Annotated in this window: 23 protein-coding genes; 6 read left to right on the plus strand and 17 right to left on the minus strand. The window is 72.5% G+C overall.

Annotation, left to right across the window (positions count from 1 at the left end; all coding sequences use genetic code 11):
- Positions 1-7 precede the first annotated feature (7 nt).
- Positions 8-1363: a class II 3-deoxy-7-phosphoheptulonate synthase gene (locus ACVW19_RS08320; RefSeq protein ID WP_457457995.1), complete on the minus strand. Its 1356-nt coding sequence runs from the start codon at positions 1361-1363 to the stop codon at positions 8-10.
- Positions 1364-1606: 243 nt separating this feature from the next.
- On the opposite strand from ACVW19_RS08320, the gene ACVW19_RS08325 reads away from it, so the two are divergent.
- Both ACVW19_RS08325 and ACVW19_RS08330 read left to right on the plus strand, forming a co-directional pair.
- Positions 1607-1663 (plus strand): trp operon leader peptide, encoded by a 57-nt coding sequence (locus tag ACVW19_RS08325; RefSeq protein WP_142195936.1) that lies wholly within the window; start codon positions 1607-1609, stop codon positions 1661-1663.
- A 112-nt stretch (positions 1664-1775) separates the two neighbouring features.
- Positions 1776-3707 carry an anthranilate synthase family protein gene (locus ACVW19_RS08330; protein ID WP_457457997.1) on the plus strand — a complete coding sequence of 644 codons (1932 nt, stop codon included), beginning with the start codon at positions 1776-1778 and terminating at the stop codon, positions 3705-3707.
- Here the strand turns inward: ACVW19_RS08330 and ACVW19_RS08335 are convergent.
- The 4 genes from ACVW19_RS08335 to ACVW19_RS08350 form a co-directional block, all read right to left on the minus strand.
- Positions 3659-4654 carry a 2-hydroxyacid dehydrogenase gene (locus tag ACVW19_RS08335; RefSeq protein WP_457457999.1) on the minus strand — a complete coding sequence of 332 codons (996 nt, stop codon included), beginning with the start codon at positions 4652-4654 and terminating at the stop codon, positions 3659-3661. The genes ACVW19_RS08330 and ACVW19_RS08335 overlap by 49 nt on opposite strands.
- A gap of 88 nt (positions 4655-4742) precedes the next feature.
- Positions 4743-5441 (minus strand): response regulator, encoded by a 699-nt coding sequence (locus ACVW19_RS08340; RefSeq protein ID WP_457458001.1) that lies wholly within the window; start codon positions 5439-5441, stop codon positions 4743-4745.
- Positions 5438-6703 carry a MacS family sensor histidine kinase gene (gene macS, locus ACVW19_RS08345; RefSeq protein WP_457458002.1) on the minus strand — a complete coding sequence of 422 codons (1266 nt, stop codon included), beginning with the start codon at positions 6701-6703 and terminating at the stop codon, positions 5438-5440. The genes ACVW19_RS08340 and macS overlap by 4 nt, the downstream gene beginning before the upstream one ends.
- A gap of 36 nt (positions 6704-6739) precedes the next feature.
- Positions 6740-7495, minus strand: coding sequence for a lysophospholipid acyltransferase family protein (locus tag ACVW19_RS08350; protein ID WP_457458004.1), 756 nt, complete (start codon positions 7493-7495; stop codon positions 6740-6742).
- A gap of 230 nt (positions 7496-7725) precedes the next feature.
- On the opposite strand from ACVW19_RS08350, the gene ACVW19_RS08355 reads away from it, so the two are divergent.
- Together ACVW19_RS08355 and ACVW19_RS08360 are read left to right on the plus strand one after the other, a co-directional pair.
- Positions 7726-8523 (plus strand): alpha/beta hydrolase, encoded by a 798-nt coding sequence (locus ACVW19_RS08355; protein WP_457464493.1) that lies wholly within the window; start codon positions 7726-7728, stop codon positions 8521-8523.
- Positions 8516-9145 carry a hypothetical protein gene (locus tag ACVW19_RS08360; RefSeq protein ID WP_457458005.1) on the plus strand — a complete coding sequence of 210 codons (630 nt, stop codon included), beginning with the start codon at positions 8516-8518 and terminating at the stop codon, positions 9143-9145. The genes ACVW19_RS08355 and ACVW19_RS08360 overlap by 8 nt, the downstream gene beginning before the upstream one ends.
- 31 nt (positions 9146-9176) lie before the next feature.
- Here ACVW19_RS08360 and ACVW19_RS08365 read toward each other — a convergent pair whose 3' ends face one another.
- From ACVW19_RS08365 to ACVW19_RS08400, 8 genes are all read right to left on the minus strand, one after another.
- A complete protein-coding gene (locus ACVW19_RS08365; protein ID WP_457458007.1) occupies positions 9177-9935 on the minus strand; it encodes an endonuclease/exonuclease/phosphatase family protein in 759 nt (252 codons plus the stop codon).
- Positions 9936-9972: 37 nt separating this feature from the next.
- Entirely contained in the window at positions 9973-10209 is a 237-nt protein-coding gene (locus tag ACVW19_RS08370) for a hypothetical protein (protein ID WP_457458009.1), read from the minus strand.
- A 134-nt stretch (positions 10210-10343) separates the two neighbouring features.
- The gene (locus ACVW19_RS08375; protein WP_457458010.1) at positions 10344-10880 is read right to left on the minus strand and encodes a VOC family protein; all 537 of its coding nucleotides are present in this window, start codon (positions 10878-10880) and stop codon (positions 10344-10346) included.
- A gap of 192 nt (positions 10881-11072) precedes the next feature.
- On the minus strand, positions 11073-12026 hold the full coding sequence (locus ACVW19_RS08380) for an ROK family glucokinase (protein WP_457458012.1): 954 nt from the start codon (positions 12024-12026) through the stop codon (positions 11073-11075).
- A 101-nt stretch (positions 12027-12127) separates the two neighbouring features.
- Positions 12128-12718, minus strand: coding sequence for a DUF5304 domain-containing protein (locus tag ACVW19_RS08385; protein WP_457458013.1), 591 nt, complete (start codon positions 12716-12718; stop codon positions 12128-12130).
- 57 nt (positions 12719-12775) lie between these two features.
- Entirely contained in the window at positions 12776-13990 is a 1215-nt protein-coding gene (locus ACVW19_RS08390) for an ArsA family ATPase (RefSeq protein ID WP_457458014.1), read from the minus strand.
- A 59-nt stretch (positions 13991-14049) separates the two neighbouring features.
- Positions 14050-14529, minus strand: a complete 480-nt coding sequence (locus ACVW19_RS08395; RefSeq protein WP_457458016.1) for an SRPBCC family protein — start codon at positions 14527-14529, stop codon at positions 14050-14052.
- A 138-nt stretch (positions 14530-14667) separates the two neighbouring features.
- The gene (locus tag ACVW19_RS08400) at positions 14668-15465 is read right to left on the minus strand and encodes a metallophosphoesterase family protein (RefSeq protein WP_457458018.1); all 798 of its coding nucleotides are present in this window, start codon (positions 15463-15465) and stop codon (positions 14668-14670) included.
- Positions 15466-15763: 298 nt separating this feature from the next.
- Here ACVW19_RS08400 and ACVW19_RS08405 point away from each other — a divergent pair, with 298 nt between their 5' ends.
- Entirely contained in the window at positions 15764-17572 is a 1809-nt protein-coding gene (locus tag ACVW19_RS08405) for an AMP-dependent synthetase/ligase (RefSeq protein WP_457458020.1), read from the plus strand.
- Between the two features lie 121 nt (positions 17573-17693).
- On the opposite strand, the gene ACVW19_RS08410 is transcribed toward ACVW19_RS08405, so the two are convergent.
- A complete protein-coding gene (locus ACVW19_RS08410) occupies positions 17694-18836 on the minus strand; it encodes a glycosyltransferase family 4 protein (RefSeq protein ID WP_457458022.1) in 1143 nt (380 codons plus the stop codon).
- A 160-nt stretch (positions 18837-18996) separates the two neighbouring features.
- Between ACVW19_RS08410 and ACVW19_RS08415 the strand changes: the two genes are divergently transcribed.
- Positions 18997-20226, plus strand: coding sequence for a glycosyltransferase 87 family protein (locus tag ACVW19_RS08415; protein ID WP_457464495.1), 1230 nt, complete (start codon positions 18997-18999; stop codon positions 20224-20226).
- A gap of 56 nt (positions 20227-20282) precedes the next feature.
- Here the strand turns inward: ACVW19_RS08415 and ACVW19_RS08420 are convergent, their stop codons facing one another.
- The 3 genes from ACVW19_RS08420 to ACVW19_RS08430 all read right to left on the minus strand — a co-directional run bounded on the left by ACVW19_RS08420 (position 20283) and on the right by ACVW19_RS08430 (position 23871).
- Positions 20283-21473, minus strand: a complete 1191-nt coding sequence (locus tag ACVW19_RS08420) for a hypothetical protein (RefSeq protein WP_457458023.1) — start codon at positions 21471-21473, stop codon at positions 20283-20285.
- 33 nt (positions 21474-21506) lie between these two features.
- A complete protein-coding gene (locus tag ACVW19_RS08425) occupies positions 21507-22523 on the minus strand; it encodes an NlpC/P60 family protein (protein ID WP_457458025.1) in 1017 nt (338 codons plus the stop codon).
- A 250-nt stretch (positions 22524-22773) separates the two neighbouring features.
- Positions 22774-23871: an NlpC/P60 family protein gene (locus ACVW19_RS08430; protein WP_457458026.1), complete on the minus strand. Its 1098-nt coding sequence runs from the start codon at positions 23869-23871 to the stop codon at positions 22774-22776.
- Between the last annotated feature and the right edge of the window lie 248 nt (positions 23872-24119).

The following is a 24119-nucleotide window of genomic DNA, read 5'->3' on the forward strand; positions in this document are numbered from 1 at the left end:
AGCGGTGTTACTGGTCCCGGTACATCTCGGCGACGAGGAACGCCAGGTCCAGCGACTGGCTGCGGTTCAGCCGGGGGTCGCAGGCGGTCTCGTAGCGCTGGTGCAGATCGTCGACGAAGATCTCGTCGCCGCCGCCCACGCACTCGGTGACGTCGTCGCCGGTGAGTTCCACGTGGATGCCGCCCGGGTGGGTGCCGAGCGCCTTGTGGACCTCGAAGAAGCCCTTCACCTCGTCGAGCACGTCGTCGAAGCGGCGGGTCTTGTGCCCGGAGGCCGCCTCGAAGGTGTTGCCGTGCATCGGGTCGGTCACCCAGGCGACGGTGGCACCGGAGGCGGTGACCTTCTCGACCAGCTCGGGAAGCCGGTCGCGGACCTTGTCCGCGCCCATCCGGACGATGAAGGTCAGCCGGCCCGGCTCACGCTCGGGGTCGAGCCGCTCGATGTACTGCAGCGCGTCCTCGGCGGTGGTGGTCGGGCCGAGCTTGACGCCGATCGGGTTGCGGATCTTCGAGGCGAACTCGATGTGCGCGTGGTCCAGCTGCCGGGTGCGCTCACCGATCCACACCATGTGCGCGGAGACGTCGTACAGCCGGCCGGTGCGCGAGTCGACGCGGGTCAGCGCCGACTCGTAGTCCAGCAGCAGCGCCTCGTGCGAGGAGAAGAACTCGACGGTCTTGAACTCCTCCGGCTCGACCCCGCAGGCCTGCATGAAGTTCAGCGCGTTGTCGATCTCGCGGGCGAGCTGCTCGTAGCGCTGGCCGGACGGGGACGACTTCACGAAGTCCTGGTTCCAGGCGTGCACCTGGCGCAGGTCGGCGTAGCCGCCGGTGGTGAAGGCGCGCACCAGGTTCAGCGTGGAGGCCGAGGCGTTGTACATCCGCTTCAGCCGCTCGGGGTCCGGGACGCGGGCCTCTTCGGTGAAGTCGAAGCCGTTGACGGAGTCGCCGCGGTAGGTGGGCAGGGTCACGCCGTCGCGGGTCTCGGTCGACTTGGAGCGCGGCTTGGAGTACTGGCCGGCGATCCGACCGACCTTCACCACGGGCACGGAGGCGGCGTAGGTGAGGACGGCGCCCATCTGAAGCAGGGTTTGGAGTTTGGCGCGGATGTGCTCGGCGGACACCGCGTCGAAGGACTCGGCACAGTCGCCGCCCTGCAGCAGGAACGCCTCGCCCCGAGCGACCGCGGCCATACGCGCGCGCAGCTGGTCGCACTCGCCGGCGAACACCAGTGGGGGATACGTTTCAAGCTCGGCGATCACATCGCGCAGAGCCTCGGCATCCGGGTACTCGGGCTGCTGCGCCGCGGGCAGGTTTCGCCAAGTCGCCTGAGCGGCGACGTTTCGAGAATCAGCGTTCACGGTCACGGGTCCAACAGTACGCGGTCGATTCGGCTATCCATCGCCACGCTCAGTCCGTGAGACGGGTCTGCCCGGCCGGTGCGAACCGGGGCACAGACCCTCACATCCCCACAGCGGCGGGGAGCAACCGCACGACGCCCATCTGGAGCAACGTCTTGAGCGGAGCGCCCCCGCCTCGGCGGGGAACATCGTGTGCAACGACGCGGGACGGCACACGTCACGCATCCTCATCGTGTTAGCGTGCGTGACATGTTCGCGCACTCGATCCAGAACTGGTGGTGGACCGCTTCTCCGGCGGCCCACTGACTCATCGCGCGTACGCAAGACTCCGCGAAGGCCGCCCGAGGGGCGGCCTTCGGCGTTTTCGCGGCCCGCGCGGCGCCCCGGCCGGCCCTCCGTCACCGAGGGACCACGACCGATGAACCTGCTCGACCTGCTGGACGACCCCCGCCCGTTCGCCCTGCTGCGCCGCCGCACCCCCGGCCACGACGACACCGTGGTGGAGCTGCTGCTCGGCCCCGTCAGCCCCCGTGACCGGCTGGCCGACCTGCCCGACGAGGGGCTGGCGCTCATCCCCTTCCGGCAGATCCGGGAGCGCGGTTTCGACGTGCGCGACGACGGCACCCCGCTGCTGGTGCTGACTCCCGAGGAGCGCCACGAGATCCCGCTCTCCGCTGCCCTGGAACAGCTGCCCGCGCACGACGTCCGGGTGGAGGGCGGCGGCTTCGACGTCGACGACGACGCGTACGCCGAGATCGTCGGGCGGGTGCTGCGGGAGGAGATCGGACGGGGCGAAGGCGCCAACTTCGTGATCCGGCGGACCTACGAGGGTGAGATCCCCGGGTTCGGGCGGGCCGACGCGCTGGCGCTGTTCCGGCGGCTGCTGGAGGGCGAGCGGGGCGCGTACTGGACGTTCGTGGTGTGCACCGGGCAGGAGGCGGGCGGGCGGACGCTGGTCGGCGCGAGCCCCGAGGTGCATGTGCGGGCGTCCGGCGGGACCGTCGTGATGAACCCGATCAGCGGCACGTACCGCTACCCGGCCGGGGGACCGACCCCCGAGCACCTGCTGGACTTCCTCGCCGACGGCAAGGAGATCGAGGAGCTGTCGATGGTCGTCGACGAGGAGCTCAAGATGATGTGCACCGTCGGTGACATGGGCGGGGTCGTGGTCGGTCCCCGGCTGAAGGAGATGGCGCATCTCGCCCACACCGAGTACGAGCTGCGCGGCCGCTCCTCGATGGATGTGCGGGAGGTGCTGAAGGAGACCATGTTCGCCGCGACCGTCACCGGGTCGCCGGTGCAGAACGCCTGCCGGGTGATCCGGCGGCACGAGCCCGCCGGGCGCGGGTACTACGCGGGAGCGCTGGCGCTGATCGGCCGGTCCGCGGGTGGCGGGCGGGAGGGGTCCGTCGGTGCGCAGAGCCTCGACTCCCCCATCCTCATCCGCACCGCCGACATCGACGCGGCGGGGCGGCTGCGGGTGCCGGTCGGCGCCACGCTGGTGCGGGGCTCGGACCCGGCGGCCGAGGTCGCCGAGACCCATGCGAAGGCGGCCGGGGTGCTGGTCGCGCTGGGGGTGCGCCCGGGACGGCCGCGTGAGGAGTCCGTACGGCCGCGGCTGGCCGACGATCCGCGGGTGCGGGCCGCGCTGGACGGGCGGCGGGCCTCACTGGCCCCGTTCTGGCTGCGGATGCGGGAGCCGTCGGCCGCGCCGGCGGGACGGGCGGGACTCGCGGGACACGCCCTGGTCGTCGACGGGGAGGACACCTTCACGGCGATGCTCGCGCATGTGCTGCGCTCCTCGGGGCTCGCGGTCACCGTCCGGCGGTACGACGAACCGGGGCTGCGGGAGACGGTGCTCGGGCACGAGGGGCCCGTGGTGCTGGGGCCCGGCCCCGGTGACCCGTCCGACACGGCCGACGCGAAGATGCGGTTCCTGCGCGGCCTGACCGCCGCGGTGATCAGGGACCACCGGCACGGCGTCCTCGGCGTCTGCCTCGGCCACGAGCTGATCGCGGCCGAGCTGGGTCTCGACACGGTCCGCAAGGAGGTGCCGTACCAGGGGGCGCAGACCGGGATCGACCTGTTCGGGCGGCCGGAGACGGTCGGCTTCTACAACAGCTTCGTCGCCCGGTGCGACGACGGGGCGGCGGCGGAACTGGCCGCGCACGGCATCGAGGTGAGCCGCGCGGCGAACGGCGAGGTGCACGCCCTGCGCGGGCCCGGCTTCGCGTCGCTGCAGTTCCACCCCGAGTCGGTGCTCACCCTGAACGGCGCGGCGCTCGTCGCGGAGCTGATGGGTCAGCTGCGCGGTACGAGGACGTTCTCCGAGCGGCGGCCCTCGGTGTAGTCGAGGACGTTGCGCACCGTGGTCTCGATGATCTGGCTGACCGCGTCCACGGTGTAGTACGCCTGGTGGGACGTCACCAGGACGTTGGGGAAGGTGACGAGGCGGGCCAGGGTGTCGTCCTCGACGGCCTCCAGGGACTTGTCGAGGAAGAACAGGCCCGCCTCCGCCTCGTACACGTCCAGTCCGACGCCGGTGAAGCGGCCCGCGCGCAGTTCGGCGACGAGGGCGGCGGTGTCGACGAGTCCGCCGCGGCTGGAGTTCACCAGGATCGCGTCGTCCCGCATCGTCCTCAGGGCGGGTCCGTCGATCAGCCGCTGGGTCTCCGGCACGAGCGGAACGTGCAGGGTGACCAGGTCGGACTCGGCGAGCAGTTGCTCCTTGGGGACGTAGGTCATGCCGAGTTCCCGGCAGGCGGGGTTCTCGGCGACGTCCCAGCCGAGCAGCCGCATGCCGAAGCCGTGCGCGATCCGGGCGAACGCCTCGCCGATCTTGCCGGTGCCGAGGACGCCGGCGGTGCGGCCGTGCATGTCGCGGCCCATCAGGCCGTCGAGGCGGAAGTCGAAGTCGCGGGTGCGGGTGGAGGCGCGGACGATACGGCGGTTGACCGCCATGGCGAGGGTCCAGGCGAACTCGGCGACCGAGTGGGGCGAGTAGTACGACACCCGGGCGACCGTCAGGCCGAGCCGCTCGGCCGTCTTCAGGTCGACGTTGTTGAAGCCGGTGGACCGCTGGGCGATCATCCGGGTGCCGCCGGCCGCCAGGTTCTCGAGGACCCCGGCGCCGAGGTCGCAGTTGACGCTGGTGGAGATCACCTCGTGGCCGGTCGCGATGAGGGCGGTGTCCTCGTTGAGGAAGACGTCCAGGCCACGTACCTCGTGATGGCCCCGGAAGGCCCGTTCGATCATGGGCTTCTCGTCGGACTGCACACCGAACGCGAGGATTTCCACGGGGTCCCTCCGGGGGTCGTGCCGGGCTTGTCGCCTCATGCGTGAATATACGGGGCTGGAGCGGAGTGCGGCTGGGGCCTGACGGGCCCTACTCGTCGTCGAGGCCGCGTTCGATGGCGTAGCGGACGAGTTCCACGCGGTTGTGCAGCTGGAGCTTGCCGAGGGTGTTCTGGACGTGGTTCTGCACCGTGCGGTGGGAGATGACGAGCCGTTCGGCGATCTGCTTGTAGCTGAGGCCCTTGGCGACCAGACGCAGCACCTCGGTCTCCCGGTCGGTCAGCCGGGGCGCCTTGGTTCCGCCGCTCTCCGGGACGGGTGCCGGATCGGAGGCCAGACGGCGGTACTCACCGAGGACCAGCCCGGCCAGGCCCGGGGTGAACACCGGGTCGCCGGCCGCCGTACGGCGCACCGCGTCCTGGAGCTCCTGGGTCGAGGCCGACTTCAGCAGATAGCCGGTGGCGCCCGACTTCACCGCTTCCAGGACGTCGGCGTGCTCACCGCTCGCCGAGAGCACCAGCACGCGCAGGGCGGGGTCCGCGGCGACGACCTCCTTGCAGACCTGGACACCGGGCTTGCCGGGCAGGTTCAGGTCGAGGACGAGGACGTCGGGGACGGCGGCCCTGGCGCGGCGCACGGCCTGGTCGCCGTCACCGGCGGTGGCGACCACCTCGAAGCCGGACTCGGACAGGTCGCGGGCGACGGCGTCGCGCCACATGGGGTGGTCGTCGACCACCATCACCTTGACCGGGCCCTGGCCTGTTCCCCGTTCGGCTGCCGTGTCCGTCATCGCTGCTCCGCCTTCCCCCGCGGGTCGTCCGCTTCCTTCATGTCCTTGGGCACCTTCAGCTCGACCTCCGTGCCCTGGCCCGGCACCGAGATCAGTTCCGCGCTGCCGCCGAGGTCGCGCAGCCGTCCGCGGATCGACAGGGCCACCCCGAGCCGTCCCTCACCCTCGGCCTGGGCGAGCCGGCCCTCGGGGATGCCGGGCCCGTCGTCGCGGACGGTGACGATCACCTCGTCCGGTTCGTCCTCGACCAGGATCCAGGCGCGGGCGTCCGGCCCGGCGTGCTTGCGCACGTTGTCCAGGGCCGCCCCGACGGCGGCGGCGACCTCCCGCGCGGCGGCCGGCGCGAGCGGCACCGGCGCCCCGGGTTCGGCGAGGTTGACCAGGGCACCGGCGTACGGGGCGAGCAGGGCACGCAGGTCGACGGGGCCGTCCCCGCTGCCGTTCTCCGGGACGCCGCCGGCCGCACCGGCGGTGTCGTCCACGGTGCGTACGGCCTCTCCCCCGGCCGTGTCCCGCGGGGCCCTGGGTACGGGCACCAGGCCGCCGGAGACCAGTGTGCGCAGCGCCACCTCCTGCTCGCCGGCCATCCGGCCCAGTTCGGCCGCCTCGCCGCCGATCACCGCGCCGCGCCGCTGCACCATCGCGAGCACCTGGAGCACGCCGTCGTGGATGTCGCGCGCGAGCCGCTCCCGTTCCCTGGTCGCGGCCTCGATCTCCAGGGCGCGGGCGAGGGTGCGCTCGGAGGCGCGGGCGACCTCGACGACGTAGCCGATGGCGATGGCGGCGACCCAGACGAGGATCACGTTGTGCACGGTGTCGCGGGCGGGGCTGCCGCGCTCGATCAGGTTGGCGACGGCGACCAGGGTGGAGGCGAGGGCCGCCCAGCGCCAGCCGCCCTTGATGGCGAAGGCGAGCACCGAGCCGGCGGTCCAGATCGAGGGCATGGTCGGGCCGCCCGCCTGGACCCGCTCGTGGGCGTCGGCGACGGGGGTGAGCAGGATGCCGACGAGTGCGACGGTCAGGTCGGCGGTGAGGAAGGGCTTGGTGCAGCGGGCGGCGTTCGCGATCCGGGGCAGGGTGGTCAGGGTCCACACGGCCAGCACGGCGAAGTAGGCCACGGCGAGCCAGGGGCGCTCGAACTCGTCGTGGGCGGTGGCGAACAGGCCGACCGCGTAGACCATGGCGAGGACCCGGTAGCCGGTGAGCGCGCGCCACAGCGGCTGCTCGACCGACATCCTCATGACTTTCCCACCCCTGGGCATGTCCTCCCCCACTCCCGCCCCGGACCCGCCGACGGACTACTGGGGATCGGACCGCCGCTGCTCGGCGGCCTCGTCCCGCTGTGCTTTCCTCTCCGCCTTCTCCGCTTCCTTGTCGGCCTTGGCCGCGTCCGCGAGCTGCCGCTTCATGGCGGTCGCGTAGATGTCGACGTACTCCTGGCCGGAGAGCTTCATGATTTTGTACATGACTTCGTCGGTCACCGCGCGGAGCACGAAACGGTCGTGCTCCATACCGTGGTAGCGGCTGAAGTCCAACGGCCTGCCTATGCGGATGCCCGGCCGGATCAGCTTCGGGACGACCTTCCCGGGCGGCTGGACCTTCTCCGTGTCGATCATGGCGACGGGTATCACGGGCGCACCGGTGGCCAGCGCCACGCGCGCGAGACCGCCGGGCTTGCCCCGGTAGAGACGCCCGTCGGGCGAGCGGGTGCCCTCGGGGTAGATGCCGAACAGCTCACCGCGCTCGATGACCTCTATACCGCTTTTGATCGCCGCCTCGCCCGCGCCGCGCGCGCCGGAACGGTCGACCGGAAGCTGACCCACACCTTTGAAGAAGGCGGCCGTGAGCCGGCCTTTGACACCCGGGCTGGTGAAGTACTCGGCCTTGGCGATGAAGGTGACCTTGCGGTCGAGCACGGCCGGCAGGAAGAAGGAGTCGGAGAACGACAGGTGGTTGCTGGCCAGAATGGCCGGGCCGTCGGCGGGTACGTTCTCCAGACCGTCCACCCAGGGCCTGAAGGCGAGCTTCAGCGACCCTCCGACGGTGAACTTCATCGCGCCGTACAACAACCGAGTGCCTTCCTCTGCGTGTGGGTCAGACCATATCCCGGGGCACCGTCAATGGCTCCGACGGCCCTGGTCGGTGTCAGTGCGGTCGCGTACGGTGAAGGTCCTGCAACTCGTGTGCGGGCGCGACCCATGACACCCGCGCCATGACCGTCATGGCGTACAGCCCCTTTGTACGACTGCTACGACTCCTACGACTTTCAGACCGGGAGGCCAAGGTGCCGCTCCTGACCGGAGCCGAGCCGTATCGCCATGAGGGCGGAGAGACCGCGGTCCTCCTCTGCCACGGCTTCACCGGTTCGCCGCAGTCGCTGCGCCCCTGGGCGGAGCATTTCGCCGAGCACGGCCTGACCGTCTCGCTGCCCCTGCTCCCCGGGCACGGCACCCGCTGGCAGGACCTGCGGGTGACCGGCTGGCAGGACTGGTACGCGGAGGTGGACCGCGAGTTGCGGCTGCTGCGGGACCGGTGCGCGCGGGTGTTCGTGGCCGGCCTGTCCATGGGCGGCGCGCTCGCCCTGCGGCTGGCCGCGCGGCACGGCGACGCGGTGAGCGGCGTCATGGTCGTCAACCCGGCGAACAAGGTGCACGGACTGACCGCGCACGCGCTCCCCGTGGCCCGCCATCTGATCCCCACGACGAAGGGGATCGCGAGCGACATCGCGATCCCGTCGGTCACGGAGCTGGGGTACGACCGGGTACCGCTGCACGCGGCCCACTCCCTGCGCACCTTCCTGCGCATGCTCGACGGCGAACTGCCCCAGGTCACCCAGCCGCTGCTGCTTCTGCGCAGCCCGCAGGACCATGTGGTGCCGCCCGCGGACTCGGCCCGGATCCTCGGCCGGGTCTCGTCGCTCGACGTGACGGAGATCCTGCTGGAACAGAGCTACCACGTGGCGACGTTGGACTACGACGCGGAGCGGATCTTCCAGGAGAGCACCGCGTTCATCGGCCGGCTCGCACCCGGCGCCGTCAACGAGCCCGGTCTCGGCAAGGAAGGGACGACCACAGGTGGCTGAGCACGACTCGGACCGTGAGGACCGCGAAGGGCGTGAGGACCGGGAGGCGCGCGAGGTCGGCCGGGGCCGTGACGGCCGGGGTCCGGAGGAACAGGCCGTTCCCTTCGACGAGGATGCCGCATGGGCGGCGATCGTCGCGGGGTACGGGGACGAGCCGCCGGACCCGGCGGGCGCCAAGCCGTTCAAGTCGGTCGAGGATCTGGCGTTGCTGGAGTCCGAGACCAATGACGAGGGGCCGGCGCAGGCCGAGGCCCCGGCGAAGACCGGGGAGAAACCGGCCAAGCCGCTGGGCGGCTCCATCGCCTTCGCGCCGGGCGTGGGCCCGCGCGACTACAGCGTGTCCGAGCCCTCGGACGACGACTTCGACGACGGCGACGAGGGCCACTTCGTACCGCCGGAGCCGCCGCCGCTGCCCGAGTCCGACCTCACCTCCAAGGCCGCCTGGCTGGGGGTGCTGGGCGGCCCGGTGCTGCTCCTGCTGGCGATACTGCTCGGCTGGGAGATGACCTGGTGGCTGACCACGCTCTGCATCGGCGGCTTCCTGGGCGGCTTCGCCACCCTGGTGATGCGGATGCGCACCGGCGACGAGGACGACGATCCCGGCCGCGGCGCGGTGGTCTGAGAGCGGGCCCCTCACCCGCACGGCCCGCGCTCTACGCGACCGCCGGCACTCTGAGAGCGGCCAGGACCGGCAGGTGGTCGGTGGCCGCCCTCAGGTCGGCCTCGCTCACCCCGGGCTGGTCGAGCGGGACACCGCAGCCCAGGACCTCGACGCCCTCTGTGGTGAACAGGGCGTCGATGCGCTGATGCGGCTCGGTGGGCGTCGAGGTGTACTCACCGCCCCAGGGCGCGGCCGCCCAGCAGTCCGTGAGGGAGTCGCCCAGCCGCCGGAAGGTGCGGCCGTCCGGCCGCTCGTTGACGTCACCGCCCGCGACCGCGTGCTCCACGCCCATCCCGGCGAGCCGGTCCAGGAGCATGCCGCCCTGCGCGTACCGCTCGTCCTTCGCCAGCGACAGATGGCAGCTCAGCACCCCGAGCCGGGCACCGCCGAACCGTACGACGGCGGTGGCGAAGCCGCGCCGGTGCAGCCCCGGGGTGAGCGGCAGCAGCACGTCCTCGGTGCGTTCGACGGTCGCCCGCAGGGAGCACAGGACGGCGGGCCCGGCGGCCGTGGCACCCCCGGACAGCGTGACCAGTTTGGAGGCGGAGGCGAGCCGCGCCAGTTTCTTGCGCCACCGGAAGAACCGCGGCGCCTCCTGCACGAGCACCAGATCGGGCGCACACGCCCCGATCACCCGGGCCAGCGCGTCGGTGTCATCGCGCATCGAACGGATGTTGTAACTCAGCACCCGGACCACGGCCGAACCGTCCGGCTCGGTACGGGAGTCGGGCAGCAGCGGAGTCGTCGCCATGGGGATCAAGATACGCCGACCCGCCCGGCCGGGAGGGTCACACGGGTCGGCGTCGGCCCGGAACGAACCGGGTCGGCGTCTCCTCCGCCCGTTCGACGAAGACGGCGGTCGGCATCCGTCTTCCCTGCTCGACCGAAGCGACCGACGCGTGCGGGCGGTTGGGCCGCCCGGCGAGCTGCTCCTGGGCGGGCAGGGCACGTTTTCGGAACGTCTTCGGGGCCGCCCCGAAGGCCTTGAGACCGTCGGACGACTCAAGCGTGCTGCCGTTCGCCATGGACGACGACCCCCCTGTCGCGCTGGTGGCACACCTTGCAGCCGTACAACGCCCAGGCGGCCGGGCGGGTTGCGCGTGAAGCCCGGCCACGGCCCGTACGGGCCGCCGTGTGCGGGCCGTGAGCCCGCCGCGGGTCATCCGGTCGTCGACCTGACCGGGGCACTGGCGCGCCCCTGGCGCCGGCCGCTGAGCTCGGCGTCGAGCGTCTCCTGGGCCACCCGCATCCCCTCGGCGTACACGGGGTCCTGCAGCCGCTCCCACATCTCGTCCTCGGAGAGGTCCTCGACGTGGCTGGTCACCCACCAGATGTTGCCGAAGGGGTCCTTGACACGCCCTCCCCGCTGCCCGAAGGCGTCGTCGGCCACCGGAGTGACGACCTGGCCACCCGCCGCTACGGCCCGCGCGCACGCCTGGTCCGCGTCGGCGACGAACACGGTCAGCAGGCTCGGCAGGGCGGGCCAGTCCGGGCGCCGGTCGAAGGCCGCCACGACGGTGTCCCCGACCCGGATCTCACCGTGCCCGATGGAGCCGTCCCCGGTCCGCACCCTGCCGCGCTCCTCACCCCCGAACGCCCGGGTGACGAAGTCGAGGAAGGCCCCCGTGTCGTCGGTGACGACCCGGGGCGCGACGGTGGTACGGCCCTCCGGTGCGGCGTCGGTCTGCTCGGGCATCGCGTTCCCTTCGCTGAAGTCGACGGTCGACGGTCGACGGCGACGGTAGGCGAGGAATAGGCCTGCGGCCGTCCTGCACAGCCCGCGGCCGTCCTCTGCAGAAGGCCGCAGGCACGTGCGGTGCGGAAACGGCGGCGCCCGCCGTCCCCGAGGGGACCGGGCGGGCGCCGCCGTGCGCGTGGGAAAGGGAGATCACATGATCGGGTCGGGCTGGCGGGCCAGGTCGGCTGCGCCCACCAGGCCGGCCTTGTTGCCGAGTTCGGCGGCGCGGACCTCGGCCACCGGGCGCCAGTTGCCGCCGACCAGCCAGCGCTTGTAGGACTTGCGGATCGGGTCGAGGACCAGCTCGCCCTCCTCGGAGAGACCGCCGCCGACGATGAACGCGGACGGGTCGAAGAGGGAGGCCAGGTCGGCGAGGCCCGCGCCGACCCAGCGGGCCAGCTCGCGGTAGGAGTCGACGGCCACCGGGTCGCCCTGGCGGGCGGCCATGGAGACGTGCTTGCCCTCGATGCCCTCGGGGGTGCCGTCCCCCAGGGAGAGCAGCGTCTCCGCGCTCTCGGGAGTCGCGTTGGCGCGCTGGGTGGCGTACCGGACGAGGGCGCGGCCGGAGGCGTACTGCTCCCAGCAGCCCTGCGAGCCGCAGCCGCACAGCAGGCCGTCCGGCACCATCCGGATGTGCCCGAACTCGGCGGCCACGCCGAAGTGGCCCCGGCGCAGCTTGTTGCCGATGATGACACCGCCGCCCAGGCCGGTGCCGAGCGTGATGCAGATGACGTTGCGGTGGCCCTTGCCGGCGCCGAACTTGTACTCGCCCCAGGCCGCGGCGTTGGCGTCGTTCTCCACGACGACGGGAAGACCCGTGCGCGCCTCGACCTTCTCCATGAGCGGCTCGTTGCGCCAGTAGATGTTGGGGGCGAAGTACACCGTCGAACGCTGGCGGTTGACGTATCCGGCCGCACCGATGCCCACGCCGACGATCTCGTGGCCCGCGCGCGCGCCCTCCACCGCGGAGGCGATGGCGTCCACGATGCCGTCGGGCGTGCCCGGGGTCGGCACCTTGTGGACCGAGAGGATGTTGCCGTCCTCGTCGACCACGCCGGCCGCGATCTTGGTGCCGCCGATGTCGACGCCGATGGTGAGTCCCATGAATCCCTCAGTTCCGGTCGAGCCCCGCTACCGCCCACGGTACCCGAGGCCCTGCCGCCGGGTTCCCGGCACCGGCGGGACCGGCCATCGGCTTCGGGCTCTCAGTCCAGGTCGATGCGTTCCCCGCCGGGGCCCGGCTCGTCGCCCCGGTCCGGGCCCGGGTCGTCCTCGTCGCCCTTGTCGCCCTCGTCCCGGGCCTCGTCGGGGTTCCAGGCACGGGTGTCCCGGGTCGTCCAGCGGCGTTCCTGGTCCTGGACCGCGGAGCGGTAGGCGGCGAGCAGTTCGTTGCCCGCTGCGGCAAGGTGGTCGAAGACGTCCGGGTTGCGTTCGACGACCGGTTCCACGGCCGCCTTGGCCTGCTGGACGACCTGGCGCACCATCTGCTGCGCGGCCGGCCCGGCGACCGCGCCGAACAGGGGGGACTGGAGGCCTCCGGTGAACTGGTCGAACTTCTCGGCGACCGCGTCGACGAGCTTGCGCAGTTCCTCGGCCGCCGAGCCGGGCGGCGGTCCGTACTGGGCGCGGCGGCGGACCTTCTCCGCCTCGAGGTCCTCGGCGCACGCCGTCGCCCAGGCATCCGCGTCGGAGGCGGTGCGCGCCTCGTCCACGGCGCGTACGTCGTCCTCCACGGCGCGCACGTCGTCCACGGGCTCGTCCCCGGCGGCGTCGGGCGGGGGGAGCTGATCGCTCATGATGGACTCCTGACTACGGTGGGCCCCTCCGACGTTACCCGAACGGCCGCACCGGCTTCACGAGGTGCGCGGCCACAGCCGCGGGTCCGGCCGGAACCGGATGCGCAGCTCTCCCTCGCGCAGGGCCGCGCCGTCCACGGTGCAGCGGCGCAGCGCGGAGGGCAGCGGGACGGTCCGCCGGAACGGCCCGGCGGTGACGGCGAGTTCGTCGCCGCGCCGGATCAGGTCCAGTTCCTCGCGCCGGGCGCCGGGCAGGGGGATGTGCCAGACCAGTACGCCGTCGTCGGCGGCGGAGGGCTCCCCGCTCGAGGGGAGCCGGGAGTGGGGAAGGCCGGTGACGGGCCACTCGACCCCGGCCCGCGCCCCCTCGACGGCCGGCATGCCGGGCACGGCGAGCGCGGCGAGGTCGTCCGGCCCCCGCGGGTCGCGTCCCAGGTGGGCGACCGGGTGGACGTCGTACGTCTCGCGCCACTCCTCCAGGGTCTTGCGCTGCTGGGCGACCAGGCCGGCGAGCCGGCTGTCCTCGACGTTCTCGGGCAGGAGGCGCCCGGCGACCAGCGCGTCGGTGCGCAGTCCGCGCAGGGCGAGGCCCAGGCCCGCGGTGCGTACCGCGTCGGCGCCGGCCGGTCCGGGTTCGGCGACCAGCCGTACGGCGGTGCCCCGGTCGGCGAGGACGGCCTCGACCGCGGCCAGTTCGGTGTCCCAGCGGGCGGCCGTCTCGTACAGCCACTCCGCGGGCATCGGGACCCCGGCGAGGCGGCCGAGTACGGGACGCAGGGCGCGGGCGGCCTGGCGTTCCGGCGGGAGCAGGCGGCGCAGGCAGCGGCGGAGTTCCTCGGGGAGGGCGAGGAGGGCGAGGGCCTGCGGGGTGGGCGGGAGATCGACGACGAGCAGGTCGTACGCCTCGGACAGCGCCGCGTCCCGCAGGGCGCGCAGCACGGAGAGCTCCTCGGCGCCGGGCAGCGGGCCGAGGTCCTCGGGGTCGAGCCGGGACGCGCCGAGCAGGTCGAGCACCGTGGCGGCCCGGTCCTGCAGGGCGGCCAGGTCGGCGCGGAAGTCCGCACCGGCGTCGACCCGCCGGGCGGTGAGCCCCTGCTCGACCTCGACGGGCTCGGCGCCCACGGGTGTCCCCAGTACGGTGCCCAGCGTGTCCACCCGGTCGGTGCCCAGCACCAGGACGCGGGCGCCTCCGCGGGCGGCGGCGAGCGCGGTGGCCGCCGCGACGGTGGTACGTCCGTTGCCGCCGGGGCCCGTGATCAGGAGGGTACGCATGAGGGTGAACGGTACCCGGGCCCGTGCCCGACCGGCGCCGCTCCCTCCCGGCCGGTGCTCTACTCCGCCGCCGGCTTTCCGCCGGACCCGGCGGCCGGCTCCTCGCCCGACTCCACCCGCTTCTTCAGTCCCGCCAGGGCCCGGTCGATGATGACCTTCTCGGCCTTGCGCTTGATCATGCCGAGCATCGGGATCTTGACGTCGACGGTGAGCCGGTAGGTGACCTCGGTGGTGCCCGCGCCGGTCGGCGTCAGGAGGTAGGAGCCGTCCAGGGAGCGCAGCATCTGGGACTTCACCAGCGTCCAGGAGACCTCGTGCTCACCGGTCCAGGTGTACGCGAGGGTCTGGTCGTCCTTGATCGCGCCGGCGTCCATGACGAGGCGCACCTGCTCGGCCCGGCCCCGGTCGTCGGACGTGAGGACCTCGGCCTCCTTCACCTCGCCGGTCCAGTCCGGATAGCGGGCGAAGTCGGCGATCACCCCCATGACATCGGCCGGTGCCGCCTCGATCGTGATGCTCGAGCTGGTGTGTTCCGCCATCGCCGTGGCTCCTCCAGGTGCGGGCCGGTAGTTCGGATCGCCGTGCGTGGCCCCCGCGCACGCCCGTGCAGCGGAAGGCTATCGCGCACCCGGCGGGCGCCACTCATCCGACCGCGACTCGTCCGACCTGGGACATCCTCACCACTCGAGGGCCCAGGGCCGGCCGCCGGCCGCGAAGTGCCCCACGTTCACGCACTCGGTGGCCCCGATCCGCATGCGCCGGACCAGCGGCTGGTGCACGTGCCCGAACAGCGCGTACCGCGGCCTGGTGCGGTGGATGGCGTCCAGCAGGGCCCGGCTGCCGCGCTCGAAGCGGCGCGCGACGGTGTCGTACACCAGCTCCGGGACCTCCGGCGGAATGTGCGTGCACAGCACGTCGACCTCGCCGACGGCCTCGATCTTCGCCGCGTACTCCTCGTCGCTGATCTCGTACGGCGTTCTCATGGGCGTGCGCAGACCGCCGCCGACGAAGCCGAACACCCGGCCGCCGATCTCCACCCGTTCGCCGTCGAGGACGGTGGTGCCGGGGCCGGCGTACTCCTGCCACAGAGCCGGTATGTCGACATTGCCGTAGGTGGCGTACGTGGGTGCGGGGAAGGCGGCGAACAGCTCGGCGTACTGCTTGCGCACCGCCTTCTCGATCGCCCCGGCGCGGTCCGCGCCGATGCCCGCCCACAGCCGGGACTGGAACGCGCGTGCCTCCTCGAAGCGGCGGGCGGTGCGCAGTTCCACGATCCGGTCGGCGTTCTCCACGCCGAACAGGTCGGGGAAGATGCCGCGGGAGTGGTCGGCGTAGTCGAGGAAGAGCACCAGGTCGCCCAGGCAGATCAGGGCGTCCGCGCCGTCGCCGGCGCGGGCCAGGTCACGGGCGTTGCCGTGCACGTCGCTGACCACATGGACGCGCGTGCGCCGGTCCCCGTCTGGTGTGGAAGCCATGGCGATCAAGGGTAGGCGTGTACGTCCCGTGTGAACAGTGGTGACCGGACCTGCGGTAACTGGCTCGGCGGTGCGGCAGTGGAATACTGTGCGTGATGAAGCACCCAGCTGTGTGACGCAGCGAACATCTCCCCGGGCCCCCTGTCGTAGTACCCATACCGACGGGTAACGTCCGGGCAGTCCACTCGTGCTCGGGTTTTCAACAGCTGAATCCTCGAGTACCCGCCCAAGCCTTGGACCGCACCTTCGTCGCGTCGCACAACGTCGTGGCGCCGGCGCCCTAAGAGGAGCAGCAGTCTTGCGCGAGTTCAGCCTTCCGGCTTTGTACGAGGTCCCCGCGGACGGCAATCTGACCGACATCGTCCGCAGAAACGCCGCGCAGCACCCCGATGTCGCCGTCATCGCCCGCAAGGTCGGCGGCGCGTGGCAGGACGTGTCGGCGACCGCCTTCCTCGGCGAGGTGCGGGCTGCCGCCAAGGGGCTCATCGCCTCCGGTGTCCGGCCCGGCGACCGGGTGGGGCTGATGTCCCGCACCCGCTACGAGTGGACCCTGCTGGACTTCGCGATCTGGAGCGCCGGCGCGGTCACCGTGCCGGTGTACGAGACCAGTTCGCCGGAACAGGTGGCCTGGATCCTCGGCGACTCCGGCGCCACCGCCTGTGTGGTGGAGAGCGACGGCCACGCGGCTGCGGTGGAGTCGCTGCGCGACCGGCTGCCCGCGCTGAAGCACGTGTGGCAGATCGACGGCGCGATCGCGGGCGGAGCGATCGAGGAGCTGGGGCGGCTCGGTCAGGACGTCACCGACGAGACGGTCGAGGAGCGCAGCTCCGTCGCCAGGGCCGACGACCCGGCGACCATCGTCTACACCTCCGGCACCACCGGCCGCCCCAAGGGCTGTGTGCTCACCCACCGCAGCTTCTTCGCCGAGTGCGGCAACATCGTGGAGCGGCTGCGCCCGCTGTTCCGCACCGGCGAGTGCTCGGTCCTGCTCTTCCTCCCGCTCGCGCACGTCTTCGGCCGGCTGGTGCAGATCGCGCCGATGATGGCGCCGATCAAGCTGGGCTGCGTCCCGGACATCAAGCAGCTCACCGACGAACTGGCCGCGTTCCGGCCGACGTTGATCCTGGGCGTGCCGCGGGTCTTCGAGAAGGTCTACAACTCGGCGCGGGCCAGGGCGCAGGCCGACGGCAAGGGCCGGATCTTCGACCAGGCGGCGGACACCGCCATCGCGTACAGCAAGGCGCTGGACACGCCGTCGGGCCCGTCCCTCGGTCTGCGGATCAAGCACAAGGTCTTCGACCGGCTCGTGTACGGCAAGCTGCGCGCGGTGCTCGGCGGGCGCGGCGAGGCCGCCATCTCCGGCGGCGCGCCGCTGGGCGAGCGCCTCGGCCACTTCTTCCGCGGCATCGGCTTCACGGTGCTGGAGGGGTACGGGCTCACCGAGTCCTGCGCGGCCACCACGTTCAACCCCTGGGACCGGCCGAAGATCGGCACGGTCGGACAGCCGCTGCCCGGCTCGGTGGTCCGCATAGCCGATGACGGCGAGGTGCTGCTGCACGGCGAGCACCTGTTCAAGGAGTACTGGAACAATCCGGGCGCGACGGAGGAGGCGCTGGCCGACGGCTGGTTCCACACCGGCGACATCGGCACCCTCGACGAGGACGGGTACCTGAGCATCACCGGGCGCAAGAAGGAGATCCTCGTGACCGCGGGCGGCAAGAACGTGGCGCCGGCCGTGATCGAGGACCGTATCCGCGCGCACGCGCTGGTCGCGGAGTGCATGGTGGTCGGCGACGGGCGGCCGTTCGTGGGCGCGCTGGTCACCGTCGACGAGGAGTTCCTGGTCCGCTGGGCGGCGGAGCACGGCAAGCCGGAGGGGGCCACGGCGGCGTCGCTGAGCGAGGACCCCGATCTGATCGCCACGATCCAGACGGCGATCGACGACGGGAACGCTGCGGTCTCCAAGGCGGAGTCGGTGCGGAAGTTCCGGGTGCTGCCCGCTCAGTTCACGGAGGAGTCGGGGCACTTGACTCCGTCGTTGAAGCTGAAGCGGAACGTGGTGGCGAAGGACTACGCGCACGAGATCGAGGCGATCTACGCGAAGTAGGACTGCGGTGCCGATTGGGGTGCCGGGGGCGCTGCGCCGGCGGGCGCGGGTTGTTTGTGGCTGATCGCGCCCACACGGCGGAGCCGCACAACGTCACAGCCCCGCGCCCCTGGGGGTTGTCCTACAGCAGCGCTTTCAAGTGTTCGGCCAGGAGGTCCCAGCGCCATTTCTCCTCGACCCAGGCCCGGCCCCGCTCGCCCATCCTGCGGCGGAGTTCGGGGTCGGCGAGGAGGGTGATGACGCGGTCGGCGGACTCGGCGGGGGTGTCGCCCCGGACGACCCAGCCGGTCTCGCCGTCGAGGACCGCGTCGGGGGCGCCGCCCGAGTCCCCGGCGACGACGGGCAGGCCGGTCGCGGAGGCCTCCAGGTAGACGATGCCGAGCCCCTCCACGTCCAGTCCGCCGCGCCGGGTGCGGCAGGGCATCGCGAAGACGTCGCCGGCGCCGTAGTGGGCGGGCAGCTCGGACCAGGGCACGGCGCCGGTGAAGCGGACGGAGCCGGCCACCCCGGTGTCCTGGGCGAGCCGGCGCAGGTCCTTCTCGTAGGGCCCGCCGCCGACGATCAGCAGCACGGCGTCCGGCTCGGCGGCCAGGATCGCGGGCATGGCGCGGATCAGTGTGTCCTGCCCCTTGCGCGGCACCAGCCGGGAGACACAGACGACCACCGGGCGGTCGGTCAGGCCGAGCCGGGCCCGGACCTCGTCGCCGCCGGAGCCGGGGTGGAAGGTCTTCTCGTCGACCCCGGGCGGCAGCCGCGTCATCCGCGAGGCCGCCCCGGGCGTGAGCGCCCCCGCGATCCGCGAGCGCGTGTACTCGCCGAGGTAGGTGATCGTGTCCGTGGACTCACCGATCCGGCGCAGCAGTCGCCGGGCGGCGGGGAGCTGGGCCCAGCCCGCCTCGTGGCCGTGGGTGGTGGCCACGATCCGCTCGGCGCCCGCCCGGCGCAGCGCCGGTGCCATCAGCCCGAGCGGCGCCGCCGCTCCGAACCACACCGAGGTGCAACCGTGTTCGCGCAGCAGGGCGACGGCCTGCCGGGTCGCCTGCGGGGTCGGCAGCAGCATCGGCGTACGGGCGCGTACGACGGTGAAGGGCTGCTCGGCGTCGAAGGCGGCGGTCGCCTCGATGCCCTCCCGGGTGCGCTTCCAGGTGGAGGCGTGGACGACGAGGCGCTCGGGGTCGAGCCGCAGCGCCATGTTGTGCAGGAATGCCTGGATGCCGCCGGGCCGGGGCGGGAAGTCGTTGGTCACGATCAGGGTCTTGTGCATCGTCGCCGACCCTACCGAACCGCCGGCACCCGGCACCGAACCGGCCGGGTGGGCTGGTCGGCACCGGGTCCCGGCGGGCCGCTGTGGCACGCTCACCGGGGTCCGCGACATCATGGCCCCTCAGGACCGCACACGGACGGGCAGGAATCACGTGGACACGATGGGCTCGCGCGGGTTCCCGGCTCGGCCGCTCGCACTCTGGGGGCTGACGAGAACCGTCCTGCTGCTGTGGGTCCTGAAGGTGGTCGTCTTCCCCGGCCCTGACGTCACCAGCGACGTGTCCGGGATCTACCGGGGCTGGTACGACGTCCTGCGCACCGGAACGTTCCCGCTGGACGACGTGACCTGGCAGTACCCGCCCGCGGCGGCGCTGGCGATCCTCTCCCCCGGCCTGCTGCCGTTCCTGGAGTACGCCACGGCGTTCTTCGTCCTGGTGCTCCTCGCCGACCTGGCCACCCTGGCACTGCTGCTGTACGCGGGCGGACGGCCGGGCCGAAGCCGTCGCGGCGCCTGGGTGTGGGTGGCGGGCGTGCCGCTGCTCGGGCCGACGGTGTACGCCCGCTACGACGTGATGGTGACCGCGGTGGCGGTGGCCGCGCTGCTGGCCGGTGCCCGGCGCCCCCGGCTGCTGGGGGCGCTGGCGGCCTTCGGCGCGTTGCTGAAGGTGTGGCCGGCGATGCTGCTGCTCGGTGTCCGCCGGCGTTCCGCGTGGGTGTCGGCCGCGGTGACCGGTGTCGCGGTGGCGGGCGGGTTCGCGGTGTTCATGCCGGGCGCGTTCGCGTTCCTGGGCTTTCAGCGCGACCGGGGCACGGAGGTGGAGTCGCTGGGCGCGCTGGTCTTCCATGTCGCCCGGCACTACGGCTGGGACGGCCAGGTGCTGCTCAACTACGGCTCGGTGGAGTTCCTCGGCCCGTATGTGACCTGGGTGAGCACGGGCGCCATGGTCCTGACCGGGGCGGCCCTGGCCTGGCTGGTGCTGTGGCGGCTGCTGGCCACCCGCTTCGAGCCGCACACCCTCGCCGACGCCGCGTTCGTGGCCGTGCTGATGTTCACCACCACCAGCCGGGTGATCAGCCCGCAGTACATGGTGTGGCTGGTCGGGCTCGCCGCGGTCTGCCTGTGCCACCCCGGGAGCCGGATGCGGCTGCCGGTGGCCCTGGTGCTGGTCGCTTCGTTCGTGACGGTGCTGGAGTTCCCGCTGTGGTTCGCGCACGTCGTGGCCAGTGACCCGCTCGGCATCGCCCTGCTGTTCCTCCGCAACGGCCTGCTGGTGGCCGCCACCTTCCTCGCCGCCCGCGCCCTGTGGCGCGCGACGGTCCCCCGGGGGCTCCCGCCCGCGGCCCCCGCTCCCCATCCCCGAAGCGCCACGCGAGCACCGGTCTCCTCCTGACCGGTCTCCTCCTGGCTCCGGCCCGGCCTCCCGGTGCGGCGAACGCCCGGGCCGGATCAGTCGAGTTGCTCGCGCAGGTAGTCCTGCCAGGCGACGGTGAAGGCCTCCGGTGTGGTGCCGAGGACCCGGTGCATCGCGTCCTCGACCGCGCCGTCCCGCTGCGCGTGCGCGCCCACGGCACGGTAGAACGCGCCGAGGCGTTCCTCGCCCCAGCGCTCCGCGATGAGGCGGCAGGCCATCCAGCCGCTCTCGTAGGCGCGGGCGAGGCCGTCGGCGTCGCCGGAGAAGCCGAAGTCGCCGTCGTCCGGCAGCCCGGAGGGCACCTCCCCGTGGCTCACCGCACGGGCGAGTTCCGGTGCCGCGTCGGCCGGGAGGAGGTCGCCGCCCCGGTAGCCGACCCAGTCGGCGAAGCCCTCGGACAGCCACAGCGGGGTCGAGGCGGTGGTGTGGGCGCGGGTGGCGACGTGGGTGGTCTCGTGGGTGACCACGACCTGCCGGCCCGAGTCGCCGAGCAGTCCGAAGGCATCCGGGTTGACGATGACCCGGTCCGCGGGTGACTTCGCGTCGGCGCCGGTCTCGCCGGTGGTGACGGCCGCGATCCCCCGGTAGGAGGAGGCGGGCGAGCCCAGCAGCCCCGCCATCTCCTCCAGGGAGCCCGGGACCAGGACCACCACGCGCCGTTCCCACCGCGGGCTCCACGCCTCCGACACCGACGGCACCGCGCGGTCGGCCAGTTCGGCGTAGTCGCGCAGTTTCCCGTCGGACTGCCCGACACCGAGCACCAGGCTCCGTTCCCCGTGCACGGCACGCACCGCGCCCTGGTCCCAGAGCTGCCGGCCGGTCTTCCCGGCCGGCCGGTCGGAGTCGACGGACCACCGGCCGTCGTCGTGCCGGGTCAGGCGCAGGGTGCGGGCGGTGGTGACCGGGGCCCGGTCGTAGCCCGCGACGCGGTAGCCGAGGTAGGCGTCGACGGTGGCGGTGTCACCCGTGCGGCGCACCGCGGTCACGCGGTAGGTCCAGTCGGCCAGCGGCACCTCACGCAGGCTGTCGTACCCGGCCCGGGTGCCGGTACGGGCGTAGGCGGCGGCGTCGTGGCCGAGGACGGCCCCGGCCCGCCGGTCGAGCAGTGCCTGCACCTCGGCGTGGGCGCCGTCGACGGCCGGCCGGTCGCCGCAGCCGACCAGTGAGACGAGCAGCAGGCACAGCGCCATCACCGGCGCACCCGACACCCGCCTCCGACCAGCCACCCTTGTGAGGGTACGGGCGCCGGGCCGCTCCGGTCAGACCCTGGTGACGGACGAGACCGGCATCATCCCGACCGGGTCGTAGCGCACGGGGGCGCCGGGGTAGGGCGCGTGGATCACCTGACCGTTGCCCGCGTACATCCCGACATGGCTGGCGTCGGACCGGTAGAGCACCAGGTCACCGGGCCGGGCCTGGGAGAGCGGGACCTGCCGGCCGGCGTGCCGCTGGGCCTGCGAGGTGCGTGGCAGGGCCACCCCGGCCTGCGCGTACGACCATTGCATCAGGCCGGAGCAGTCGAAGCCGGAGGGCCCGTTGGCGCCCCAGACGTAGGGCGAGCCGAGGGCGGAGCGGGCGGCGGCGACGGCGGCGGCCGCGCGGCCGGAGGCGGCCGCGGCGCCGACCGGGCCGGGCAGGCCGGAGCGGCCGGATCGGGCAGTCCGCTCGTAGGCGGCGCGTTCGGCGTCGGGGAGCGCGTCGAGCAGCCGCCGGGCCTCGGCGAGTTTGCGCTCCACGGTCTTCTTGTGGGCGGCGGCCGCCCTGCGGCTCCGCTCCAGCTCTTCCAGCTTGTGGGAGGTCTTCGCCCGGTTCTGGTCCAGGGAGCGCCTGGTCTTCTGGAGTTCCTTCAGCCGGCCGGTCTGGCGGACGGTGAGCCGGTCGAGCACCGAGGCCCGCTCGAGGTAGTCCTCCGGGTCCTCGGAGAGGAGCAGGGTGAGGGAGGGGTCGAGCCCGCCGGAGCGGTACTGCGCGCCGGCCAGCGAACCGAGCGACTCCCGCAGGGTGTTGACACGCTCCTGCTGCCGGGCGATCTCGTCCTGGACGGTGTTGATCCGCCCCCGCAGGGTGTCCGCGCGGGAGTCGGCCTCGTTGTACGCCTCGGTCGCCCGCTCGGCCTCCTCGTAGAGGCGGTCCACGTCGGCCGTCGGGTCGTCGTGCGGGACGGCCGTCGCCGGTACGGCGCCCAGGGCGGCCGCCGCCGCGGACAGGAGACCTACGGCGACGGTGGTGCCCCGGTCGAGACCGGGAGAGGGTGCAAGGCGTCGATGGGACCCCACGGGGACCGCGCTCCTTCCGCTGACGGACAGGGAAACGCGGCAGACAGTAACCCCGAGGCGGGCGGCCGACCAATGACCCGGCCGGCCACACACGGTGACGCCCCGCCTCTGACCGCAGGTCACAGGCGGGGCGTGGGGTCGGACGGCGGGCCACGATTCCCCCGAACGGAGGTACGCGGCCCTGCCGCGGCCGACAGGAGGCCGAGAGGAGTACGAGCCGGGTCCGACAGACCCTGCGCTCCGACCCCTTCTAGACGCGGACGCCGAACATGAACGGGCCGCCGATGGTGTTCATCGACTCGTAGCGGACGACGGTGCCACTGCGCGGGGCGTGGATGATCTGGCCGTTGCCCGCGTAAAGACCCACGTGGTGCAGGTCGTTGAAGAAGAAGACCAGGTCGCCGACCTGGAGCTGGCTGGCCGAGTAGATCCTGGTGCCCGCGCCGGTCTGCGCCTCGGAGGTGCGCGGGAGGCCGACGCCGGCCTGGGCGTACGCCCAGGAGGTGAGGCCCGAGCAGTCGAAGGAGGACGGGCCGGTGGCACCGTAGACGTAGGGGGTGCCGAGCTTGCTCTGGGCGGCGGCGAAGGCGGCACCGGCGCGGCCGGAGCCGCTCGAGACCGGGGCGGAGGTACCGGTACCGGCGGCGGTGCCGGCGTCGGCACCGGAACCGGCGCCGGAAGCCTTGAGGACCTCCCGCTCGCTGGCGCGGGTGGCGCGGGCCTCCTCCTCGGCGAGCTGCGCCTTCTCCTCCGCGGTCAGGCTGTTGAGCAGCTTCTGCGCGGCGCCCAGCTTGCCCTGGACTTCCTTCTTCTTCTTGCCCAGTTCGGTGCGGGTGGAGGCGAGGTCCTCGAGCTTGCCGGATGCCTCGGAGCGCTGCTGGGCGAGCTCGCGCTGCTTCTCCTGGATCTTCTTCAGCGCGTCGACCTGCTGGGTGCTGAGCTGGTCGAGGGTGGACGCCTTGTCGAGGTAGTCGTCCGGGTCGGCGGAGAGGAAGAGCTGGAGCGAGGGGTCCAGGCCGCCGCTGCGGTACTGGGCACTGGCCATCGAACCGAGGCCGTCGCGCAGCTCGTTGAGCTCCTGCTGGCCCTTGGCGACGTTGTCCTGGATGGTGGAGATCTCCTTCTGGAGCTTCTCCTGCTTCTCCTTGGCGCCGTTGTACTTCTCGGTGGCCTGCTCCGCCTGCTGGTAGAGCTTGTCGACCTTGGCCTTCACCTCGCCCTTGCTCGGCTTCTCGCTGGGGGCCGCGTTGGCGGCCTGCGAACTCAGGACGACGGCAGCTGCGGCAGCGGTGGTGAGCACAGTGACACGTGCCCGGTTCGGCTGCTTGGGACGACGGTGGGACGCCACGAAGGCGAGCTCCTTCTTCCTCCAGCCGCCTACCGACACGCCGGCGGGCGGGACCTCCGCCGTCGCCACCCCATGTGAACGATCACCCGAGCGGAGGTTCGAGGCCTGACCCTAGTGATTCTCTTGTGATCAGTTCAAATCCTCGGGCACAAAATCTACGTCACAGTACGTTTCTTTGCCCTCAACTCACGTGCAGTGATATCGACCTGACGCTACGTTGCGTGAATACCGCGCCAATTCGGTCAATC

The sequence above is a fragment of the Streptomyces sp. TE5632 genome (assembly GCF_054061295.1).